Source organism: Acetobacter musti (assembly GCF_011516835.1).
Taxonomy (GTDB): Bacteria; Pseudomonadota; Alphaproteobacteria; order Acetobacterales; family Acetobacteraceae; genus Acetobacter; species Acetobacter musti.
On the sequence record NZ_WOTB01000012.1, the window covers coordinates 26,335 to 47,925 of the forward strand.

At 57.7% G+C, this 21,591-nt stretch carries 17 protein-coding genes, 1 tRNA gene and 1 pseudogene; 9 read left to right on the forward strand and 10 right to left on the reverse strand.

All coding sequences use genetic code 11. The features are described from left to right. Positions 1 to 10 precede the first annotated feature (10 nt). Positions 11 to 1,342, reverse strand: a complete 1,332-nt coding sequence (mnmE, locus tag GOB93_RS10360) for a tRNA uridine-5-carboxymethylaminomethyl(34) synthesis GTPase MnmE (RefSeq protein WP_173583508.1) — start codon at positions 1,340 to 1,342, stop codon at positions 11 to 13. 94 nt (positions 1,343 to 1,436) lie between these two features. Here mnmE and GOB93_RS10365 point away from each other — a divergent pair, with 94 nt between their 5' ends. Next, on the forward strand, positions 1,437 to 1,895 hold the full coding sequence (locus GOB93_RS10365; RefSeq protein WP_173583431.1) for a methylated-DNA--[protein]-cysteine S-methyltransferase: 459 nt from the start codon (positions 1,437 to 1,439) through the stop codon (positions 1,893 to 1,895). Positions 1,896 to 1,966: 71 nt separating this feature from the next. Here the strand turns inward: GOB93_RS10365 and GOB93_RS21525 are convergent, their stop codons facing one another. Continuing rightward, the gene (locus GOB93_RS21525; protein ID WP_242010692.1) at positions 1,967 to 2,518 is read right to left on the reverse strand and encodes a hypothetical protein; all 552 of its coding nucleotides are present in this window, start codon (positions 2,516 to 2,518) and stop codon (positions 1,967 to 1,969) included. 93 nt (positions 2,519 to 2,611) lie between these two features. Between GOB93_RS21525 and GOB93_RS10370 the strand changes: the two genes are divergently transcribed. Next, positions 2,612 to 4,060 (forward strand): glycosyltransferase, encoded by a 1,449-nt coding sequence (locus GOB93_RS10370; protein ID WP_338422348.1) that lies wholly within the window; start codon positions 2,612 to 2,614, stop codon positions 4,058 to 4,060. A gap of 28 nt (positions 4,061 to 4,088) precedes the next feature. Further along, a pseudogene (locus tag GOB93_RS10375) lies at positions 4,089 to 4,652 on the forward strand (glycosyltransferase family 2 protein); the annotation flags it as partial. 37 nt (positions 4,653 to 4,689) lie between these two features. Here GOB93_RS10375 and GOB93_RS21530 read toward each other — a convergent pair. After that, positions 4,690 to 4,998, reverse strand: a complete 309-nt coding sequence (locus tag GOB93_RS21530) for a hypothetical protein (RefSeq protein WP_242010705.1) — start codon at positions 4,996 to 4,998, stop codon at positions 4,690 to 4,692. A gap of 298 nt (positions 4,999 to 5,296) precedes the next feature. Between GOB93_RS21530 and GOB93_RS10380 the strand changes: the two genes are divergently transcribed. Then, the gene (locus GOB93_RS10380) at positions 5,297 to 8,131 is read left to right on the forward strand and encodes a Hint domain-containing protein (protein WP_173583434.1); all 2,835 of its coding nucleotides are present in this window, start codon (positions 5,297 to 5,299) and stop codon (positions 8,129 to 8,131) included. A gap of 182 nt (positions 8,132 to 8,313) precedes the next feature. On the opposite strand, the gene GOB93_RS10385 is transcribed toward GOB93_RS10380, so the two are convergent. The 3 genes from GOB93_RS10385 to GOB93_RS10395 form a co-directional block, all read right to left on the reverse strand. Beyond that, on the reverse strand, positions 8,314 to 8,829 hold the full coding sequence (locus tag GOB93_RS10385; protein WP_173583435.1) for a GNAT family N-acetyltransferase: 516 nt from the start codon (positions 8,827 to 8,829) through the stop codon (positions 8,314 to 8,316). A 213-nt stretch (positions 8,830 to 9,042) separates the two neighbouring features. Beyond that, positions 9,043 to 10,722 carry an energy-dependent translational throttle protein EttA gene (gene ettA, locus GOB93_RS10390; protein ID WP_173583436.1) on the reverse strand — a complete coding sequence of 560 codons (1,680 nt, stop codon included), beginning with the start codon at positions 10,720 to 10,722 and terminating at the stop codon, positions 9,043 to 9,045. Positions 10,723 to 10,830: 108 nt separating this feature from the next. Continuing rightward, positions 10,831 to 10,904, reverse strand: a tRNA-Ile gene (locus tag GOB93_RS10395). Positions 10,905 to 11,061: 157 nt separating this feature from the next. On the opposite strand from GOB93_RS10395, the gene ppa reads away from it, so the two are divergent. Further along, positions 11,062 to 11,586 (forward strand): inorganic diphosphatase, encoded by a 525-nt coding sequence (ppa, locus tag GOB93_RS10400; RefSeq protein WP_173583437.1) that lies wholly within the window; start codon positions 11,062 to 11,064, stop codon positions 11,584 to 11,586. Positions 11,587 to 12,215: 629 nt separating this feature from the next. After that, positions 12,216 to 13,655, forward strand: a complete 1,440-nt coding sequence (locus GOB93_RS10405) for a DUF2142 domain-containing protein (RefSeq protein ID WP_173583438.1) — start codon at positions 12,216 to 12,218, stop codon at positions 13,653 to 13,655. Between the two features lie 95 nt (positions 13,656 to 13,750). Here GOB93_RS10405 and ung read toward each other — a convergent pair whose 3' ends face one another. Next, on the reverse strand, positions 13,751 to 14,452 hold the full coding sequence (ung, locus tag GOB93_RS10410) for a uracil-DNA glycosylase (RefSeq protein ID WP_173583439.1): 702 nt from the start codon (positions 14,450 to 14,452) through the stop codon (positions 13,751 to 13,753). Positions 14,453 to 14,603: 151 nt separating this feature from the next. Between ung and GOB93_RS10415 the strand changes: the two genes are divergently transcribed. Then, positions 14,604 to 15,068, forward strand: coding sequence for a hypothetical protein (locus GOB93_RS10415; protein WP_338422349.1), 465 nt, complete (start codon positions 14,604 to 14,606; stop codon positions 15,066 to 15,068). A 214-nt stretch (positions 15,069 to 15,282) separates the two neighbouring features. Here GOB93_RS10415 and GOB93_RS10420 read toward each other — a convergent pair whose 3' ends face one another. Further along, positions 15,283 to 16,638, reverse strand: a complete 1,356-nt coding sequence (locus tag GOB93_RS10420; RefSeq protein ID WP_173583440.1) for an MFS transporter — start codon at positions 16,636 to 16,638, stop codon at positions 15,283 to 15,285. An 837-nt stretch (positions 16,639 to 17,475) separates the two neighbouring features. Then, positions 17,476 to 17,694 carry a hypothetical protein gene (locus tag GOB93_RS22380; RefSeq protein WP_456304265.1) on the reverse strand — a complete coding sequence of 73 codons (219 nt, stop codon included), beginning with the start codon at positions 17,692 to 17,694 and terminating at the stop codon, positions 17,476 to 17,478. Here GOB93_RS22380 and thiC point away from each other — a divergent pair. Both thiC and GOB93_RS21995 read left to right on the forward strand, forming a co-directional pair. After that, the gene (gene thiC / locus GOB93_RS10425) at positions 17,693 to 19,546 is read left to right on the forward strand and encodes a phosphomethylpyrimidine synthase ThiC (RefSeq protein WP_173583441.1); all 1,854 of its coding nucleotides are present in this window, start codon (positions 17,693 to 17,695) and stop codon (positions 19,544 to 19,546) included. The two genes, GOB93_RS22380 and thiC, sit on opposite strands and share 2 nt — an antisense overlap. Positions 19,547 to 19,802: 256 nt before the next feature. Next, a complete protein-coding gene (locus tag GOB93_RS21995; RefSeq protein ID WP_173583442.1) occupies positions 19,803 to 20,240 on the forward strand; it encodes a hypothetical protein in 438 nt (145 codons plus the stop codon). Positions 20,241 to 20,423: 183 nt separating this feature from the next. Here GOB93_RS21995 and GOB93_RS10435 read toward each other — a convergent pair whose 3' ends face one another. After that, on the reverse strand, positions 20,424 to 21,407 hold the full coding sequence (locus GOB93_RS10435) for an MBL fold metallo-hydrolase (protein WP_173583443.1): 984 nt from the start codon (positions 21,405 to 21,407) through the stop codon (positions 20,424 to 20,426). Positions 21,408 to 21,591 lie beyond the last annotated feature (184 nt).

Below are 21,591 nucleotides of genomic sequence, written 5' to 3' on the forward strand. Positions count from 1 at the left end.
CGCTGCTTCCTCACTTTCCAATACAGAACTGTCCGAACACCGTATCCAGTATGTCTTCAACACCGACCTCGCCGGTAAGTCGCCCCAGCGAGCGCATGGCAAGGCGCAGCTCTTCACCGCGCATCTCCGGCCAGTCAACCCGCAACGCCTCATCAAGATTCGTTCGTGCGGCCTCGGCAGCCGCGCGGTGCCGCGCCCGGGTGAGCGGAGCAGCCCCGGTCCCCGCAGTGAGAGCCCGGGTTTTTTCTTCAAGGACGGAGTGAAGAGCCTGAAGACCTTCGCCTGTCTTAAGGCTGATTCCATACACCGGCGTGTCACTGATTACGGCAGGTGGAGGGACAAGATCAATCTTATTGCACACAGGAATGCTGCCAGGGAGCAGGCAGGCGGGCAGATCATCCGCCGGAAACATCTGGATGACGGCATCCGAATGTTCCACGTGAAACATTGCCCGCCTGACGCCTTCTGCCTCAACCGGATCGGATGTTTCCCGAAGCCCGGCCGTATCGACAAGGGTCACTTTGACGTCTGCAAGGATAATCGCGATTTCGACAGCGTCTCTTGTTGTGCCGGCAATGGGAGAGACGATGGCCGCGTCCCGTTCCGCAAGCCAGTTCAGCAGGCTGGATTTGCCGGCATTGGGCGGTCCGGCAATCGCAAAAACGATGCCACGGCGAATGCGTTCACCACGGCTTCCGTCGGCAAGATGAGCGCCGATTTCATCGCGAAGTGAGGCAATTTCAGCGAGAAGGCCGGCTTCGACATCGGGGGGAAGGTCTTCATCGGGAAAATCGATCAGCGCCTCCTGTCGCGCGAGAACGACCCGGAGCCGGTCAGCCCATTCCCGGTATAATGTGCTGAGGGCACCATCGACCTGACTCAGTGCCTGGCGGCGCTGCGCTTCCGTTTCGGCGGCGATAAGGTCAGCAATGCCTTCAGCCTCGGTAAGGTCGATTCGCCCATGCATGAAAGCCCGCCGGGTAAACTCGCCGGGTTCGGCCGGCCGGGCGCCTGCCTCGACAAGCGCATCGGCAACAGCGGTAATAACCGCAGGGCCGGCATGCAGATGAAGTTCAAAACTGTCTTCCCCGGTGTAGCTGCGAGGGGCGGGGAACCAGAGGACCAGAGCATCATCGAGATGATCTGTGCCCGATGCGGCGTCGCGCCAGAGACTGCGAAGAACGGCGCGCCGGGGCAATGGAAGTCTGCCAGCCAGCCTGGTGAGGATATCAGCACAGCCATCCCCGCTGACTCGCATGATTGCGATCGCAGCGCGGCTGCTTCCGGTTGCCAGAGCGAAAATCGGCGGGAGACCCGGATGATAATTCGTGATCGACTGCATGGACAATGACGTAATTCCGTTTGACGGGTCTGCATTACTGCCTGAAAAGTGTTACCACGTCGTGGTGGTCTCGGCGTATTGCAAGGCGGGAATAATGCCACAAATTTCGCTTCATTCTCCTCTCGGACCCTTGACGCTTTCGGAGGAAGATGGCGCGATTATTGCGCTGGACTGGGGCTGGGGGCGGGACCAGACAGAAACCGTGCTGCTGAAATCGGCGCGGGACTGGCTTCATGCATGGTTTGATAAGCCTGATGGCGTGTTTCCGTTGCCGCTTGCTCCCGAAGGGACGCCATATCAGAAGAAAGTCTGGGCAGCTCTGCTGAAAATTCCTGTCGGAAAGGTCCGGACATATGGTGAACTTGCCGCAGATATCGGCGGTTCAGCGCGGTCGGTGGGACAGTCCGTCGGTCGTAATCCCATACCGATCCTCATTCCCTGCCACCGGGTCGTGGCAGCACATTCCCTTGGAGGGTATTCCGGCGACGGCGGTCCTGATGACAAGTTATGGCTGCTGGAATTCGAGGGCGCCTGGCCAGTGCTCAATGCGTAGGATTATTATTCAAAGGACAAAAATTTTCTGTGCACTTTCCGGTCTTCGTGAAAGAGCATCATGTTACGACATTATTGCTGGATGAAACGATCAGTGCGCCCCTGTGTGTCTTTTCGAATAGCCGGCCTTTTCAGGGCAGATGAAAAAGAAATATTTTCAGGCGGATACTGATGAAAGTTTTTGTACAGCTGGATCACGGCCTTAGTGGGACCATCTGGCGGCAACGCCGGGGAAAAAGCGTTATTCCTGGTATGAATAAGCAGCATCTGACGCATGGATATCACCATACTGCGTCCGAAACTGTATCTGTTGTCTGGTCTGAAGATCAGGCCGAAAACCTGATTGAAAAAACTCTGGGATATGGCCTTCGGGTTTTGCTGGGGTTTGATTTCATTCGGGCATGGCGTAACCGGGCTGGTATCCTGAACGCCGATATTGTCTGGACGTACACAGAATCTCAGACGCTTGCTGTTTTGCTGCTGCTCAGAATCATGTGTCCGAAGCATCCGCCAAAAGTCATCGGGCAGGCAGGGTGGCTGGTGGACCGCTGGAACAGACAGCCTGTCCTGAGACGTATATTGTTCAGATATCTGCTGAAGCATCTTGATGTTCTGACGGTTCATTCGGTTCTCAATCTGGCGACTGCACGTGCTTTATTCCCAGACCTGCGGGTTGAGCAGATACGGTTTGGGATCAGGGCCGATGAGATGCAGACGGTGCGTGAGACCTGCAAAAATGGGGCTCTGAACATTCTCGCCCTCGGGAATGACGGACATCGCGACTGGCAGACATTGTGCGAGGCCGCAACATTATTGCCGCAGTTACAATTTTTCATTGCCAGCACTACGCGCGCCGCACGTGTGGCGGCGAAATCAGTCCCCAATGTCAAAATTGTTCGTGCTTATGACAATGACAGTTTGCTTCGTTTGTATAATCAGGCTGATATTGTCGTTGTGCCGCTTGTGCCTGACGAGCATGTATCCGGAATTACCGTCATTGAGGAAGCCGTTATTCACGGTGTTCCCGTCATTGCTTCGGATTGCGGAGGACTGACCGATTATTTTGATCATGACTGTCTGACATATGTCCCGTCAGAAGATGCAGCAGCTCTGGCATCTGCCATCCGGAGCATTCAGACTGACCCGGAAGCAGCCCGGGTGAAAACGGAACGGGGACAGAAACGTATGCGTGAGTGCATCAATTCGGTTGCATACGCGGAGCAGCATGTAGGCCTGTCGCGGGATCTGCTTGATCCGAAGTCCACCCGACCCCCATTGCCCGATAATCCTTCGGTCGTGGTCGGGATTGCAACATCGGGACGCGCGCCTATTCTCAGAGCATTATTATCGGATATCGGGCATCAGACGGTCCGTCCGGCTGCAGTCGTTATCTGCTACCGTAATCCGTCTGATATTGAAGGGATTTCGGAAGATCTGCTTCCTGGTGTCAGCCTCATTCTGTTGCAGGGCAGCCGTGGTCTGCCCGCGCAGCGAAATGTAATTCTGGATCATTCGGAAAACGCCGATATTGTCCTGTTTCTTGACGATGATTTTTTTCCGCAGGCTGATTATATCAGGGCTGTTATCGAGGTTTTCCGTCAGGACCCATGTATTCTCGGAATAACCGGGAAAGTTCTGGCAGACGGCGCGCGGGGACCTGGTTACTCTGTTGACCACGCGAGGGCATTTCTGGCCCGTGAGGTGCCGGATTCAGAAGCAAAAACAGTCGATGTTTTCAACACATATGGATGCAATATGGCTTTCCGAATGGACGCCATAAGACGGTATCATCTTTGCTTTGACGAAAAACTGCCACTGTATGCCTGGTATGAGGACATGGATTTTTCACGGCGGCTTCTGCCTCAAGGGCGCATTGTACGCGCGGAAGCAGCGACCGGCGTGCATCTTGGAAGCAAGAGCGGCAAGACATCCGGGGTCAGGCTGGGTTATTCCCAGATCGCCAATCCTGTTTATCTGGCCCGCAAAGGGACATACCCGTGGGATCATGCGCTCAGAAGCGCGGGGCGCCACACATTGATTAATATAGTCAGAAGTATTCGTCCGGAATCATGGATTGACAGGCGCGGACGAATGAATGGTAACTGGAGAGCCTGGAAGGATCTTCTTCTGGGGCGGCTTGATCCGGAGCGTATCAGTTCTATCTGACATCCAGAAATGATCGTTTGTGTAACTCATGCGTTTTTCTCTTATTGTTCCGACTCTGGATCGCCCTGTGGATCTGGGGAACTTTCTCGAAGGCCTGGTCCATCAGTCGTTCAGTGATCTGGAAGTGATTATTGTCGATCAGAGCGGCAGCGATCTCTATGATCAGGTCATAGAAACCTATTCCCGACATCTGTCTCTTCTGCATATACGCAGTAATGTCCGGAAGTGCCGGTACGCCTGTGCTGTTGGCGCAGCGCAGGCGTCCGGAGACATCATTGCCTTTCCGGATGATGACTGCATTTACAGACCCGATACACTGTCCCTGGTTGACAGGCATTTCCGGGCAGACCCGGAACTGGGTTTTCTCACCGGCGCCGTGGTCAACTGTCAGGGCAGCAGGACGCGGACGGGGCGCTGGTTAAAAAGGAGTACATGGCTGAATAAGAATACTATATGGACGGGTCTTATAGAGTTTAACATGTTTATTCGTCGTGATCTGTACGAGAAGACTGGCGGATTCGACCCAAATATGGGGCCAGGCTGCTATTTCGTGGCTGCTGAAGGTCAGGATCTCGGGCTACGTCTTCTGCAGAGTGGTGCTCGCGGATATTTTGACACTGATCTTCTTGTCATGCATCCGGATAAATCTGAGATTGTGGGCCGTAAGCGGGCCAGGAGTTACGCTCGCGGGATGGGTTATGTTTTACGAAAAAATAATGCGTCGCTGCCCCTTGTGGCAACGTTTGCCATTCGTCCCCTGGGGGGTGTTTTTTTAAGCCTGCTTCGTGGCAGGCCGGCTCAGGCAAGGTATTATCTGAGTACACTGGCGGGACGAATCGAAGGATATTTTTCTGCAGCGGCAGCCAGGACTTCGCCAATCCGGCGTATGAGATAAAAAAAATATCTAAAGAATAGAAACCTACAACAATTTGTCGCATTATGGTCGCATTATGATAGCAGTCTGACTATTATTCAGACTGCCGCCAACTATAAACGATCTTACTCTGATGACAGCATATCGATTATGATAGTCTGTCTAAATCAGCACAAAATCTCTCAACACATTCACGTAAAATTGATGAATGATCACGGCGATTTGATGATGGTTAATAACATGTGTATAATATTGTCACGTTAAGATTAACGAGCAGTTCGCCTTAAACATTCCGTCTGCCGAAAGGCATGTACTGCGTGTTTTGAAGCGGGCATGTTCCGGGCAATAAGGGTCTGCTGAGAATGGCGACGACGTACTGGAATGGAACTTCTTCCAACGATTTTTACGATCCGGCAAACTGGTCAAATGGCGATCTGCCGCAGAGTCATACCTGCCAGGAAGCAAATATCACCGGAACGGCCGAAGATCCGGCGCTCGCGGTTGCGAATGGCAGTTCGTACGGGCAGATCCATTCTCTGACAATCGGTGATTATGCAACGCTGAAAATTACGGCGGCCAGCGATTCGGACGATTCCGGTTATGTTTTTTCCACATATGGAATGCAGATCGCCCCGACAGGTCAGCTGATTATCGATACATCCGCTCCGGTCGAGCTGGGTCTGGTTAACGAAATTCGTGGTGGTACCGTCACCATCATAAATAACCCGGGTAAAGTTGTTCTGGACGGGAATTCACTGAACGGTGCCGGTCAGCTCAATCTCGTAAACTCGACACTGGGCAGCGCTGAAACACCGATCGACGTCGAGGGCATGAATGTAACTCTCCAGGATGGGAGCACATTTTATTCAGGTCTGGATGCCGCAGGCGCGTCGATCACCTTTGATCCGGCCACAAGCAATACCCTGGTCCTGAAAAGCAATGACGCAACGATTTCATCGCCCATCTACGGCGTATCGGAGAATTCGCATTTCGCGATCAACGGTGATGACGGCGTAACACCTGTCAATGCGGCATTCTCGGCCAATGGGAACGGCACGTATTCCCTGATTATTACGCTGTCGAATGGTAATAGCCTGACTCTGTCTGACATCAGTACGGCCAGTGGCTTTGTCCCCGGAACAGCGACGATTTCCCAGGACACCGCCGGTGATTACATCATCACCGATCAGAACGCAGCGGGAACGTCACCTGATTACACGACCTCCGCGACGCATGAGCAGCTGCAGCAGATCGCGACGACAGCTGAACAGACCGGTGATGATCAGACATATACGACGAGCGGTTACGTCAATCATAACGGTGTCCAGAACGACCATTTCACGGGTACCGGCACAGCGACTGATCCTGCGAACTGGTCCGACCCTGCGAACTGGGAACTGGGGGCTATCCCGCAGTCAGACAGCTGCTATCAGGGAACCCTGCAGGGCACGGCGGATAATCCCCTTTATGTCGTCTTTAATCAGGCGAATGTCGGGCAGTTTGTCAGTCTCTCGGTGCTCAGCAATGCAACGCTGACAATTACCGCTCCCGCCGGTCAGAACCCGGAGAGTTATGTCTTCTCTACAGCCGGGATCGAAATCCGCGATAACGGTCAGGTGAATATCGATACTGCCGCCCGTGTCGAACTCGGTGGTGTCAGTGCGATTGACGGCACACTGACCATCACGAATAATGACGGCAACGTTGTTGTCGACAGCAATCATCTCTCCGGCGGCGGCACGCTGGTTCTCGACAACTCCTCTTTTGGCACACCGGATAATCCGATCCGGATCGACCTTCCCACCATCGACATGAAGGATGGCAGCACTCTTTACAGAGCGCAGTTCAGTGGCACGGGCACGATCAATTTCGACAACTCGTCCAATACGGTCGTTCTGAGCGGCGATTCTCAGAGTATTACAACCGTCTTCAACAACGTCAGCGCGAACACACATTTCGCGATCGACGCCGATGTCGGGGCAAAACCGGTTTCAGCGGTCTACACCGAGAATGCTGACGGCAGCTACACACTGTCCATCGGACTCAGCAATGGTCAGACCGACGTGCTGGGCCACGTCAATCTGGCGCCGGGTTTTGTGCCGGGCAACTCGTCTTTCAGCCAGGATGCATACGGCGACTGGCTCATTAACACAGCCTCCACGGATGTCTGCTTCCTCGCAGGCACACTGATCCGCACCGATCGCGGCGACGTGGCCGTAGAGAACCTGGTGGTCGGCGATCAGCTGATTGTCTCCGGCGCCACCGAGGCGACCCGCCCGGTTGTCTGGATCGGCTCTCACGATGTCGTGGTGAACCCGGCTCTGAATGACGAAGATGCCGGCTATCCGGTCCGTATTCTGAAAGACGCAATCGCGGAGAACGTGCCGTCCCGTGACCTGCTGGTAACGCCGGAGCATTGCCTCTTCATTGACGGCGGTTTCGTTCCGGTCCGGATGCTCGTGAATGGCGCAAGCATTTTCTACGACCGGACCATTAAGAGCTACCGGTATTTCCACGTCGAGACCGAACAGCACAGCGTTATTCTCGCCGAGAACACGCCGACAGAAAGCTATCTCGATACCGGTCATCGCCGCTCCTTCACAGCAGGGCCGGTCGTATCCCTGACCTCCCGCGCACTGAACTGGGCCGATGACGCCGCCGCACCGCTCCTGACGCAGCGAGATGTCGCCGAACCCATCCACCAGCGGATTCTGGCCCGCGCAACAAGCGTTCTTTCGCTTGCGGCTCCCGCACACCGGGCAACAACCCGTAAGCCGGAGCTTCGGTTCGAAACTCTGCAGGGAACTGCCCTGCGCCGGCTCAATGACCGGAACGGAGTCGTCACGATCGAAGTGCCGGAGAACGTCACGCAGATCCGTATCCTGTCGCGCACGTCCAGCCCGGCCGGGGTCGTCGGACCGTTCGTCGATGATCGTCGCCAGCTTGGCGTGCTGGTGGGTGACGTAACACTTCAGGACGGAAGTGTCCGTCGCACCATCCGGAGCCATCTCGATGGCAGCCCGGCCATTGGCTGGCACGGGCTGGAAAATACGGACTGCCGCTGGACGGCTGGTGAGGCCATTCTGGATCTGGGCACCCGGACACCGGATACGAAGGCCATGCTGACAGTCCGCATTGCGGCGGCCGGTCCGTATCTCCTCGAAACGTCCGAAGAGCAGGCGCGCCTCTGCGCCTGATTGTCGCGACGTCAGGGTTTATAAAGAGGCTGTGGCGGAGAAATCCGTCACAGCTTTTTTGTATTTATACTCTTTTCTCCTAGGGCTTTACCCCGGACCCCACAAAGGGACGCGGTCCCTTTGATCCCGGTTATTTAGTGTAATTAACGGATGCCCGTTCGGGTATGAGACAGCCCCCGGATTCAGCGCGGGTCAGCCTGTTCCGTCAGATCACTTTCAAAAACAAGCATTTCATGACCGTCGCGTTCAAAACGTTCGCAGACCCGCATCCCGATGCCGCCAAGGACCTTGCGGGAAGCGATGTTGGTCTCACGGGCAATCGCGATCACACGGGTAATGCCGGCCGCGTGGGCCTGTCTGAGCGCCGCCGCCGCCGCTTCCCGGGCAAGGCCACGGCCCGCGGCCCAGGGATAGATCGCGAAACGGAGCGCTACACCGCGCCCGTCCGGGCGTTCGTGAACACCTGTAATGCCGACCAGACGACCATTTTCGCGAACAGCAAAAATGCCGGACCCATGCCGCGCCCAGCAGGAAATGTCGGACGCCATCTCTTCTTCAGCCTGTTGCCGACTTCGTACACCGCCCAGCATCATGCCGAACGCACCGCCATCCGATTTCAGACGGGCGATATCGTCCATGTCGCGCCACGACACCGGATCCAGCACGAGACGGGCTGTGCGAAGGGAATTAAGCCGCACGGACTGATATCCGGACTCTGCCCGGACCCGGCAGGGACCACAGGTCCCCGCATTCCGGCTTACTGAACAGGATGGTTGCCAGAGGTCTCAGGCCTCTGGCGGATTTCAGGGCAGCACCCTGAATAATACCCCTCATCAGGGTCATCTCCACGGTCCGGATATAAAATCCGGATGGGATTATTATTCAGCCGTCAGCGGGACGACGCTGAAAACTCAGCGCGCCAGCGGACGATACTTGATGCGGCTCGGTTCGGTGGCCGCGTCCCCGAGACGACGTCGCTTGTCGGCTTCGTAAGCCTCGAAGTTGCCCTCGAACCACTCGACATGACTGTCTCCTTCGAACGCAAGAATATGCGTCGCGAGACGATCGAGGAACCAGCGGTCATGGGTGATGATCACGGCGCAGCCCGGATACTCGGCCAGCGCGTCTTCGAGCGCGCGCAGGGTATCGACGTCGAGATCGTTGGTCGGCTCATCAAGCAGAAGAACGTTGCTTTCCTTGCGGAGCATTTTCGCGAGATGGACGCGGTTGCGCTCACCGCCCGACAGCACGCCAACCTTCTTCTGCTGATCGGCGCCCTTGAAGTTGAAGGCTCCGACATAGGCACGTGACGGAACGGCCCGCTTACCGAGATAGATAACGTCCGTACCGCCCGAGATTTCCTCCCAGACATTCTTGTTGTCATCAAGGCTGTCACGGGACTGATCGACGTAGCCGAGTTCCACGGTGTCGCCGATGATCAGCTTACCCTTGTCCGGCTGCTCCTGCCCGGTGATCATTTTGAACAGCGTCGATTTACCCGCGCCGTTCGGCCCGATCACCCCGACAATGCCACCCGGCGGCAGCTTGAAGCTCAGATCGTCGATCAGCAGACGGTCGCCAAAGCCCTTGCTGAGATCCTCGGCCTCAATGACCACATTGCCAAGCCGCGGACCCGGCGTGATGACGATGTCGGCCGTGCCGGTCGTCTTCTCGGCGCTTTTAGCCAGCATTTCCTCATATTTGGTGATACGGGCGCGGCTCTTGGTCTGACGGGCCTTCGGGCTGGAAGCAATCCATTCCTGCTCGGCGGCGAGAGCACGCTGGCGGGAACTCTCTTCCTTCTCTTCCTGCGCCAGACGCTTACGCTTCTGTTCCAGCCAGGAAGAATAGTTACCCTCGAACGGATAGCCACGGCCGCGCTCGATTTCGAGAATCCAGTTGGTGACGTTGTCGAGGAAGTACCGGTCATGGGTGATGACCATGACAGTGCCCTGGTAGTCGCGCAGCGTCTTTTCCAGCCAGGCGACGCTTTCGGCGTCGAGATGGTTGGTCGGCTCATCGAGCAGCAGCAGATCGGGTTTTTCAAGCAGCAGACGGCACAGCGCCACACGACGACGCTCACCACCGGACAGTTTGTCCACGGGACTGTCGGCCGGCGGGCAGCGCAGGGCATCCAGCGCGATTTCCAGCCTGCGGTCGAGTTCCCAGCCATCGCCGGCGTCGATCTTCTCCTGCAGCTCGGCCTGCTCGGCGAGGAGAGTATTCATCTCATCCTCTTCCATGGGCTCGGCGAATTTCATGGAAATTTCGTTGAACCGGTCGAGGGCCTTCTTCAGATCCCCGAAGCCGAGCGCCACATTCTCGCCGACCGTCAGCTTCGGATCGAGCTTCGGCTCCTGTTCCAGATAACCGACCCGCACGCCTTCAGCGGCCCAGGCCTCGCCGCCATATTCCTTGTCGATCCCGGCCATGATTTTCAGCAGGGTCGATTTACCGGCGCCGTTTACACCGAGCACACCGATCTTGGCGCCCGGCATGAAGGAAAGCGTGATGCCCTTGAAGACCTCACGACCGCCCGGATAGGCCTTGGTCAGGTCTTTCATCACATAGACATATTGATAGGGCGCCATGAGACGAACTCCTGAAAGACGGGCGGTGAAAAACGGTCGTTGCAGGACCGGGACGCCGAAGGCCGCATGACCACGCCGGTCAGGCAGAGACCCGCGACATGATGTGCCTGCGCCCGGCAGGACTTGAACCCGCAACCAAGCCGTTATGAGCGGCCCGCTCTGACCAGTTGAGCTACGGGCGCGCAGGCGACCCCTGATTCGCTCAACCCAACACTTTTTGCAAGACATGATGTGCAGCAATTATTGCATCGGCTCCCCGCGCGGTGACTGCTTCCGCTTGGCAATGCCGGGCTGCGCGGATAGGCTCCGCCCCGCCCTTATCTGAGACGGAGCAGCCAGATGGACGTGTCGAAACTTTCCCCCGGCAAGGACGTGCCGAACGACATCAATGTCGTAATCGAAATCCCGCAGGGATCATCGGTCAAATATGAGATCGACAAGGAAAGCGGCGCGCTGTTCGTTGACCGCTTCCTGTTTACCCCGATGGCCTATCCGGCAGCCTACGGGTTCATCCCCGGTACGCTCGCCGCTGACGGCGATCCGGCGGACGCCATGGTGCTGACGCCGCGCAACGTCGTCCCCGGCTGCGTGATCCGCGCCCGTCCGATCGGCGTGCTGCTGATGGAAGACGAAGCCGGTCAGGACGAGAAGATTCTGTGTGTGCCGCATGACAAGGTCCACCCGGAATTCTCGAAGGTCGAAAAAATCGAGGATCTGCCGGAAATCACCATCCAGGCCATCGAGCACTTCTTCACCCGGTATAAGGACCTGGAGAAGGGCAAATGGGTAAAAGTCACCGGCTGGGGCGACAAGGCACGCGCCGGCGAACTGATTAAAGCGGCCCTGGAAGCCGCGAAGAAATAAGTTTCGCCACAGACAGCACTCATGCGGACCCGGAAACGCATGAGTGCTGTCCCGGATAGCTGTTTGCGGACATGCCGCACCAGAGCCGCTGACATCCGTCCCGGTTCAGGTCCTGAGACGACTTAAAAATCTTTCTCGCGAAACTTCCCTGAAATTATAAAGAAGTTTCTGGTGAAGCTTTTTTCGGAAAGCTTCAGAAGGTGCCGCCCTTTTGGAAAAAGGCGGCACCCAAAAACTTTTATTAATTATATCAAATGTTTATCGTGAAGTACTGATCCTGGCTGATGCGAACAGAGGATCAGGACTCAAAAAGCATAACATTATCAGTTTTTTATGAGAGTTTTTGTGCATTTATGGCTCTTGAAGCAGCCTTTTATCCGTGCCATGTCGCCGCGGACCTCAACTGTACAGAAAATCTTTTCCGGTATCCGTCTCTGATATCACCGCCGATGACCTGTGGTCATTGATAACATTATCTGAAATACCTCCCACCCGAAGGCTTCCGCGGCGGTCATCCGGTGGAGAACGGGGCTATGTGTTTTTCCGGAAATACACGGCGCCGGCTATATTCCTGTGTCCCGGAAAACATGAACGGGACCGCTGTCAGGCGGCATAACTGAGGACAAAGAATGCAGCAGGTCAGAACTTTCGTTTCGACAGTGACGACACTGCTCAGTACGCCCCGTATTCTTGCAGCGATTTACTTCTTCTGTGCGCTTACGGCCGTCAGTCTGCTGGCTCTTCTGATTCCGCCTTTTGAAAATGCTGATGAGTTCAATCATTTCAGCCGTGCCGACCAGATTCTTTCCGGCACTCTGATCGCCAGGCGGACGAATTCCGTTCCTCCGCAGTCGGGAGGCGTGGTTGATCTGGGCATCAACCGGCTGGATGCTGTTTACGGCGTTGTCCGTTTTCATCCCGACGTCAAAGTAAGCGCCGAAATGACCGCGCGGGGCGCGGCTATCAGGATGGGAGAGCGCGGCTTTCAGCCTTTTTCGAATACGACGATCTATTCCCCTCTTCTTTATGCGCCGTCCGTCGCGGGACTTGCTGCCGCCAGAATTTTCCATGTCGGAAGGGTAACGCGGGCTCTGGAAATGAGCCGCCTCGCGAACGGTCTGGTGTGCGTGAGCCTTGCGACGCTGGCGATTGTTCTGGCCGGAAGCGCCGCCGCTTTTGTCACGGTTGTGCTGTCTCTTCCGATGACGCTGTCTCTCTTCTCGGCGGTCAGCCAGGATGGTCTCATGATCTGCGCCTCGGCGCTTACAGCGTGCTGCCTGCTGCGCATTCTGAGCAGTGTCGGCCCGGCCTGCGCAGAATGGCGGACACAGCTGTCTCTGTTCGCAGGTCTGACCGTGATGTCTTTAGGACGTCCGGCTTATGCTCCCCTGCTGCTGGCTCCGCTTCTTCTGTGGCCGGCAGTGCCTGAAGGGCGCAGCCGGCGTCGTGTTCTGTGGTTCTGTGCCGCGTCCATCGGTGTGATCGGCCTGTGGTCCGTTATTGTCCGCGTCTTTGTCATCGTCCCGCTCTGGGGGCAGGCCTCGCCCGGCCTGCAGCTTCGGAATCTGCTGCATCATCCGGGCCTGATTCCGCAACTGACCGTGGCCGCGCTGACAGATCATCAGGGAATGGGAGGCATGCCGTTCTGGAAGGAAATGGTCGGTGTTCTCGGCTGGGGCGACACACAACTGCCGGAATGGTTCTACAGCCTCTCGCTGATCGCGGCCGGTGCTGCGTGCCTTACGTCCTGTCGCCCGCTGCCAGCGGTCAGGCCGGCCGGCGTGCTCTGGCAGAGCGGTCTTGCTGTTCTGCTCGCCGGTTCTGTCACGCTGATTTTCCTGCTCGAATATCTTACTTTTACGCCCGTCGGGCAGACATACATCGTCGGTGTTCAGGGGCGGTATTTTCTGCCGCTACTGGCGTTTCTCCCGCTTCTGCTTCCGGCCGGACAGCGTTTCGTGCTTCCTCAGCCTGCCCGGAATACGATAACCGCCCTGGTGCCGGTCTGCATGATCGTCTCGATCATCGTCACCCTGCATGCGGTTCTGGTCCGGTTTTACGTGATCTGATCTGGTCCGGGGTTTTGCAGGAAAGCCGGAATGAGACCAGCGACACAGTTCTGATGCCGGGTCTCCTGCGGATCAGAGCCCGGTGTTCTCCGGCGTCAGTCCTCAGCCGGGTCTTCCGGCAGCCGCCAGTCGATCGGCTTCAGACCATGCTCTTCAAGAAACGCATTGGCTTTCGAGAAATAATGACCTCCGAAAAAGCCATTATGCGCGGAAAACGGGGACGGATGCGGTCCCTTCAGCACGAGATGCCGGGTGGTGTCGACGAAGGACGCCTTGCGCTGTGCATACGCACCCCACAGCAGAAAGACGACCGGCGTGGCCTGATCGTTGACGCGGGCGATCACCGCATCCGTAAACCGCTCCCAGCCTTTGCCCTGATGGGACGCGGCCCGTCCACGCTCGACAGTCAGAACGCTGTTGAGGAGCAGAACCCCCTGCTTCGCCCAGTGCGTGAGATCACCATGCCGGGCAGGCGGAATACCGAGGTCGTCCTGCATTTCCTTGTAAATATTGACGAGAGACGGCGGAATCCTGACGCCCCGCCGCACACTGAAGCACAGCCCCATGGCCTGCCCGTCGCCGTGATACGGGTCCTGCCCGAGAATGACGACCTTCACCGAACCCAGAGGCGTCAGGTCCAGCGCGCGAAATATATCTGATCCTTTTGGAAAGATGACCTTGCCGGCCTTCTTTTCCGCCACGAGAAATTCTCTGAGCGCCTTCATGTAGGGCGCGTCGAATTCCGTCTGAAGAGCCTCACGCCAGCTTTCATCAAGCCGGATAGCGGTCTGGGTCATGAGGCCTCCTTGATTCTGCGTCCGGATGTTTTTGCGGCGTAAGACGACATTCCGCAATCGTTCGTCCGGAAAACTCTGCAGGGTGGTCCGCCCGGAAAGACTATTATAACGTCGCGATAACAATTTTCCCGTCACAGTTCGGACGATCCATGTGAAGACGATTTTATCCCGGTCCCGCCGGATTGCGCTGACAGCGGCAAGTGGCATTCTGACCATCGGTCTTGCGGCGTGTCAGACAGATCCCCGCTCCATGAAACTGAAGGACGATCATCTGGTCGCCGCCGGCTTCGTGCAGAAAGCCGCTGACACCCCCACACGGCAGGAGATGCTGAAACATCTGCCGCCGCACCATTTCGTCAGGCACGAGACAAGCGGTAAAGTGACGTATCTGTTCGCGGATCCGGTCGCATGCGGATGCCTGTATGTGGGGGATCAGAAGGCTTATGACGCCTATCGCAGCTATCAGCAGCAACAGCAGCTGATCGAGCAGAAACGGCTCTCCGCGGAAACGATGTCCGATCCGGCCTGGGACTGGGACGCCTGGGGTGGCGTCGGACCAGGATATGGTCCCGGTTTCGGAACGACGGTCGGACCAGCTTACGGCAAGGTCTGGTAGGCGAGATCACGCGGTTTCAGGTGATACGCATACAGGGTGGCCAGCAATACGAGCGGGCTTTCGGGGCTTTGCCCCGAACCCCACAAAGGGACGCAGTCCCTTTGATCCCGGTTTGTTAAATTAAATGAAGTGAAGGGGTTGTCACGCGCAGCGCGCTTTTGCGTGACGACCCCTTCCGGGTGCCAGGGCAGAGCCCTGCATACACCCTTCAGGCTCAGGCGCGTTCGCCGAGAGCCAGTTCATCGGCGATATCACCGCGGGCGGCCGCTTTCGTCGCCTTGCGGTCACGGGCTGCCATCTTTTCAAGATGACGGCGCGCCTCAGGTGATACCGTCAGAGCCAGAGTCATGAGCGCCGACGCCACATAAAGCCCCGAGAAGATCCAGATGATCCCCTCAATGCCACGCCAGGACTCAAACCACGTAACAATGGCCGGACCAACCCAGGTGCTGGCACCGGCGCCAAGACCCAGAGCCGACAGAGCCGCGGCTTTCTCTTTCGGACAGATCTGCGGCACCAGACCGGAGAGCGGAACGAACGCCGCCAGCGATGCGCCATAGAGTGCGCCGATCACGGCAGCGACGAAGAAGTTCCCCGGATACATCTGAGGAACATAATAGAACGCCGGAACCATGAGCGCCGCGCCGATCCCGCCACCGACAGCCACAACCGTGCGATGCCCGATACGATCAGAGAAGATGCCCGAAAGCAGATTGACGAGAATGTTCGACAGGAACACGATCGACAGAAGCTGCAGCCATTGCGAAAGCGAAAATCCGATAACCTTCGTGAAGAAGGCCGGCATGATCACAAGAAACGCATATTCCGACGACGTGTTGATCGTGCGGACGATCATGGCGATGAACGTCTTCGGCTCACGCCACAGAATGCTGAGCGAGCTGAAGAAGATCGTTGCCGGCGCAACATCTTTCGGAGCCAGACGTTTGCTGCCGGTTGGCTCCTTCGTCAGAAGCAGCGCCATGAGGCCGCCAATGAGAACCATGCCGAGCGAAGCCCAGAACGTTGACATTTCTCCGATGACCGGAATGGCGAAACTGGCAAACAGGGAGCCAAGAGTAGGCAGACCGCCGGAGAAGGCGAACCAGAACCAGCCCGCTGCAGAGCCGAGCATCCGTGCCGGTGTCGCCGCGGCGATCCATACCAGAAAGCCATAGGTGAACAGCGGATATCCGAAACCACGCATCGCATAGGCGAACAGCATGAGCGGGTAGCTGCCGGTGGCGACACCACCCGCGAGGAAGACAACTTCAAACACGGCCCAGATGGCAAGGCCGATCCACATAACCCGTTTCGGGCCCCAGAGATCGGAAAGCGGGCCGGACATCCATGCCGAGATGGACACTGTCACGCCATAGATCGTGAACAGAAACGCCGTATCGCGCGACGTAATGCCGTGTCCTTCCAGATACGGAGCAAGGTAACCGGCTTCGACACCGTCACCGATCATGAAGAACAGAAGGCCGACAAAGCCCCAGAACAAAGGGGCGGGAATACCGAGGCGTTCCGCGAAGGGAAGCTTCGGAGCTGACAGAGGGTCTGTCTGTGTCAAGGGGAGATGCTCCTCTTTACGCAGGCAACCGTTATACTGAAAGAACCTCCACCGGATTGCGGAGTTTCAAAACTGGCTGCAGTTCTCCGGAACACGCCTCACAGGGCACGATCCGGAATCTTGGGATGGCTGGCCTCAGACAACGCAGTTCACAGGCAGGAGAAATGCGCTCCGCTTACGCCGGATAAGGCGTGTGACGCGGATTATGAGGAACGATCGAAACGATCGGGCGGTGCGGAAATGCACCTGGTCATAAAAGCGATTAACCACAGAAGGGTTACCGCGACGGAAACAGACGAAATGCCTGTCATTCAGACAGACGGGGCGCGCATCAGGCACGCACTGTTTCCGTAAAGACCGGAAGTTAAGGCAGAAAACCGCTGATTTCAGACGAAAAGCTGACCTCAGACTCTATCAGACCTGGAAAAATCGGACTTCTGCCCTCCCGTGCAATATGAGTGATGGAAAAGAGATAACCATATTTCAGGTCAGGTTTAAATGAACAATATTTAATTCTTTCGTCATGTTACAAACCATCGGGCTGGCGTCCGATCGCTCCGGACATTAACTCCGGCGTCTTTTTTTCATCCGGCAATGACGGATTGCTCATAATATTTCCACAAGTATCACCATCATCCTGCCGACCGGACCATGCCTGTTTCCACCGCTCATACCGCCGGAAAATCAGACCACAGGAAATATCGGCAAAATTCGGAGCTCCTGTCATCGCCGGCACAATTCTCCGTGAGACTCGGGCTCTGCATACCCGCCCTGAACGGAAGTGATTGACAGTCCGGGCGACTAAGGCGACTCATAAAGGCACCAAGGGGGGCTCCGTCAAGGAGCTGAGAGGCCGCTATGCTCCTGCAGCAGGACAAGCGCGGCGACCCTGCCGGATGTCGGAACCGATGTCCGGGGAACCTGATCCGGTTTATACCGGCGGAGGGACTGGTCCTGCCACGAAGCGGAGTCGTGGCGTCCCGGAACCGCTTCCGGGCGCGACGACAGTATATCGGGCCTGACCCGTTCCTCGCACAGACGCGAGGACAGTTTCATGAACCACATAGCACCGAACGACCCCGAAAAACCGGTCGCCTCTTCGCACCCCCCGGAGCCCGGAAAAGTCACCACAGGTCCGGTCTGGGGCTCACGCAAAGTCTGGTCCAGCCCGATCGGGCACCCTGAAATCGTCGTGCCGTTCCGCGAGATCGCGCTCGATCCGTCCGCGAACGAAGCCCCCCTGCGCCTCTATGACACGTCCGGCCCCTACACGGATACGGACGTCGTCATCGACGTAGCAGCCGGTCTGCCGAAGGTGCGCGCGGAATGGCTGGCGAAGCGTGGCTTTGTGAAGGCGACACCGCGCGCGGTGCGGCCGGAAGACAATGGCGGCGCCACCGGCGACCGCCTCGTGGCGCCCTGTCCCGCGTCCCACAGCGTGCTCGAAGGCGGAGACGCCCCCTATGTGACGCAGTACGAATTCGCCCGCGCGGGAATCGTCACCGAGGAGATGATCTATGTGGCGCATCGCGAAAATCTCGGTCGCCTGACTGCGGCGGAAGGCGCCGCCGTGCGCCGGAAGGACGGTGAGGATTTCGGCGCGGCGATCCCCGAATTCGTCACCCCGGAATTCGTGCGTGACGAAATCGCGCGCGGACGGGCGATCATTCCGGCGAACATCAATCATCCGGAGCTGGAGCCGGTCATCATCGGCCGCAATTTCCTCGTGAAGGTGAATGCGAATATCGGGAATTCGGCTGTCACCTCCTCGGCGGCGGAGGAGGTCGAAAAGCTGGTCTGGTCGATCCGCTGGGGTGCGGACACGGTGATGGATCTGTCCACCGGTCGCAACATTCACAACATCCGCGACTGGATCCTGCGCAATTCGCCGACACCGATCGGGACGGTGCCGCTCTATCAGGCGCTGGAGAAAGTTGGCGGGGATGTCAGCAAACTTTCATGGGAGGTATTCCGTGACACGCTGATCGAACAGGCTGAGCAGGGTGTGGATTACTTCACGATCCATGCCGGTGTGCGTCTGGCGCATATTCCGCTGACGGCGGAGCGTGTGACCGGCATCGTCTCGCGTGGCGGCTCGATCATGGCGAGCTGGTGTCTGATGGAGCATCGCGAGAGCTTCCTCTACGAGCATTTCGAAGACATCTGCGACATCATGCGCAAATACGATGTGTCGTTCTCACTGGGTGACGGGCTGCGTCCGGGCTCCATCGCGGACGCCAACGATGCGGCGCAGTTCGCGGAGCTGGAAACGCTTGGCGAGCTCACGAAGATTGCCTGGGCGAAGGGCTGTCAGGTGATGATCGAAGGCCCCGGCCACGTGCCGATGCACAAGATCAAAGAGAACATGGACAAGCAGCTGCGCGAGTGCCACGAGGCGCCGTTCTACACGCTTGGCCCGCTGACCACCGACATCGCCCCCGGCTATGATCACATCACGTCCGCCATCGGCGCCGCCATGATCGGCTGGTTCGGCACGGCGATGCTCTGCTATGTCACCCCGAAAGAGCATCTCGGCCTGCCCAACCGCGACGACGTGAAAACCGGCGTCATCACCTATCGCATTGCCGCCCATGCAGCCGATCTGGCGAAAGGCCATCCATCGGCGAAGCTGCGGGACGATGCGCTGAGCCGTGCCCGGTTCTCTTTCCGCTGGGAGGATCAGTTTAAGCTGTCGCTCGATCCGGACACGGCGCGAGCCTATCATGACGAAACCCTGCCGAAAGAGGCGCACAAGACGGCGCATTTCTGCTCGATGTGCGGTCCGAAATTCTGCTCGATGCGGATCAGTCAGGACATTCGTGACGATGCACAGCGGATTGCCGGCATGGAGGAGAAAAGCCGGGAGTTCCGTGAGGCCGGGAACAAGGTCTACGTTCCGGCTGAGTGAGGTCCGGGCCTGAATGGGGAAAGGGGTCTGCGGCCCCTTTCGGGTGCAGGGCAGCGCCCTGCTCTCCCCTTACGGTTATACTGGCTGGTTTCGGGGCTCTGCCCCGAGCCCCGCAAAGGGACACAGTCTCTTTGATCCCGGTTTGCTGATTGTTTCCTGTTCCGGCATCAGCGGCGGGATTACGCGTCTTCATAAAACATAAAGACTTAAGGCTTTTTCTGTATCCTGCTGCATCTGTTCAGAGGGATACCGGAGCATGTGGAAATTTGCTGGCCTTATGACCGGTCTGGTCTGCCTGTCCGGACAGGCCCTGGCGCAGGATTATTCGACCGATCCGGCGCGCAACAAGGCGCACTGGGATTATTCAGCCGGAAGCCAGCCTGCTCCTCCGGCGAACTCCTATGAAGGCTATCCTCCGCCTCCGACGCAGGTGGTCATCTCGCCGGGCATGTATGGCGGCGGCTATGGTGGCAATTATAACGGAACTTCCTCAGGAAATGGCGCGCAGAACAGCGGGACGTCCGGGCAGCAGGGCGGCCCGGGCGGGGCGTCAGGGTCTGGCGGCAGCGTTAACGGCGGCGTGGGCTGGGGAAATACCGGTGCGGGCAATACCGGGCGTGGGAATGTCGGATGGGGAAATACCGGAGCCGGAAATATGGGTGCGGGACGGGGTGGATGGCATCGGGGCGGATGATTTGATTGGGGTATTTTGCGGGGCTTTGCCCCGAACCCCACAAAGGGACGCAGTCCCTTTGATCCCGATTTGTTAAATCAAAAGGGGTGAAGGGGCGTCGTGCGCAGCACGCTTTCGCGTGACGACCCCTTCCGGTGCAGGGCAGCGCCCTGCGACTATTTCACGCTGCCAGACTGAATTCTTCTATTTCCACAACAAAGACATGCTCTGCTCCGCGACTGTGAACCGCACGCCCTGCGTATTCCCGGCGTTCAGTTCTTCGGCGATAGTTTTCTCCGGATTGTCGCCGGTTTTCAGCGACGGTTTGATATGCGCCACCAGCACCGGCAGACCGCGCAGCGAGGCGTGGGCGGTGTGCTGCAGGTCGTTCAGTTCCTCCAGCAGCAGGCGCGGCGTCAGATGGCCGAAGAGCAGCTTTTCGGGGCGCGCGTTGTCATAGGAACATTCGATGATGATGCCGCGCAGGCGACGGGCGCGGACCAGCGGGGCGACGGCCTGCCAGAGCGCATGCAGGCGCGTGCTGTGCTCGACGCTGTCGGCGCCGGTGTCTCCGAGATACAGCATGGCGTCGCGGCCGGAGCCGATCAGGAAGGCGGTGGACTCCATTCCGCCGTGGCTGAGTGGCCAGGCGGTGATCTGCAGAGCTGTCTGCGGGACGGAGACCGGCGTTCCGACGGCCAGATCGACATCGTGATATTTGCCGAGACGGGGCTCGTTTCCACGGTCTGTCATGTTGATCCAGACAGGGCTGCCGAACAGGTTCTCATTCAGAATGGCATGCACGGATGGCAGGGCGTAGATCGGTTTCTGCGCGTCGTCGGGAGAGACGAGAACGAGGCCGGCGACGTGGTCGAGATGGGCGTGGCTGATCAGATAGGCTCTGATGACATCATGCAGGATAAAGCCGGAGCGGGAGTCCGGCGTGTTCAGCGGGAGGCGGAGGTCACTGAACGCGCCGGCCTGATCGGCGGTCTGAATCCCGTTCAGAACGGTTCCGGCGTCGCACAGAATGCCGTTCGGGTCGTTTTCCGGTCTGACCAGATAGGCGCTGAGATTGCCGTCAAGCAGGCCGCCGCGCGCGCCCAGCACGGTGATACGGAACCCGGCGGCGTGCGCGAGGGGGGCTAATAGAAGGAAAAGGCACAGACTCAGCGATATCAGGCGCATAGGCGCTCTCCGTTACGAGGGCTTAATTATGTATTTTGCAAACAGAGGGCAGCGCTCCGCCCTTCACCCCTTCTAATTAACAAATCGGGATCAAAGGGACTGTGTCCCTTTGTGGGGTCCGGGGCAAAGCCCCGAAAAGCCACCGCACCGGCTGTTTGCAAAGCCTGCAAACGTCTAAAATATC

Excerpts from the sequence above, each read along its gene's own strand:
- ettA (WP_173583436.1), bottom strand. The coding sequence starts at position 10,722 with ATGGCGCCCTATCAATATGTCTATGTGATGAAAGACCTGACCAAGGCC.
- ppa (WP_173583437.1), top strand. The coding sequence starts at position 11,062 with ATGGACGTGTCGAAACTTTCCCCCGGCAAGGACGTGCCGAACGACATC.
- GOB93_RS22380 (WP_456304265.1), bottom strand. The coding sequence starts at position 17,694 with ATGAAACTGTCCTCGCGTCTGTGCGAGGAACGGGTCAGGCCCGATATA.
- GOB93_RS21525 (WP_242010692.1), bottom strand. The coding sequence starts at position 2,518 with ATGAACCGTCAGAACATCAAGATGCTTCAGCAGATATCTGAACAATAT.
- GOB93_RS10405 (WP_173583438.1), top strand. The coding sequence starts at position 12,216 with ATGCAGCAGGTCAGAACTTTCGTTTCGACAGTGACGACACTGCTCAGT.
- GOB93_RS10365 (WP_173583431.1), top strand. The coding sequence starts at position 1,437 with ATGCCACAAATTTCGCTTCATTCTCCTCTCGGACCCTTGACGCTTTCG.
- GOB93_RS21530 (WP_242010705.1), bottom strand. The coding sequence starts at position 4,998 with ATGCGACAAATTGTTGTAGGTTTCTATTCTTTAGATATTTTTTTTATC.
- ung (WP_173583439.1), bottom strand. The coding sequence starts at position 14,452 with ATGACCCAGACCGCTATCCGGCTTGATGAAAGCTGGCGTGAGGCTCTT.
- thiC (WP_173583441.1), top strand. The coding sequence starts at position 17,693 with ATGAACCACATAGCACCGAACGACCCCGAAAAACCGGTCGCCTCTTCG.
- GOB93_RS10380 (WP_173583434.1), top strand. The coding sequence starts at position 5,297 with ATGGCGACGACGTACTGGAATGGAACTTCTTCCAACGATTTTTACGAT.
- GOB93_RS10435 (WP_173583443.1), bottom strand. The coding sequence starts at position 21,407 with ATGCGCCTGATATCGCTGAGTCTGTGCCTTTTCCTTCTATTAGCCCCC.
- mnmE (WP_173583508.1), bottom strand. The coding sequence starts at position 1,342 with ATGCAGTCGATCACGAATTATCATCCGGGTCTCCCGCCGATTTTCGCT.
- GOB93_RS21995 (WP_173583442.1), top strand. The coding sequence starts at position 19,803 with ATGTGGAAATTTGCTGGCCTTATGACCGGTCTGGTCTGCCTGTCCGGA.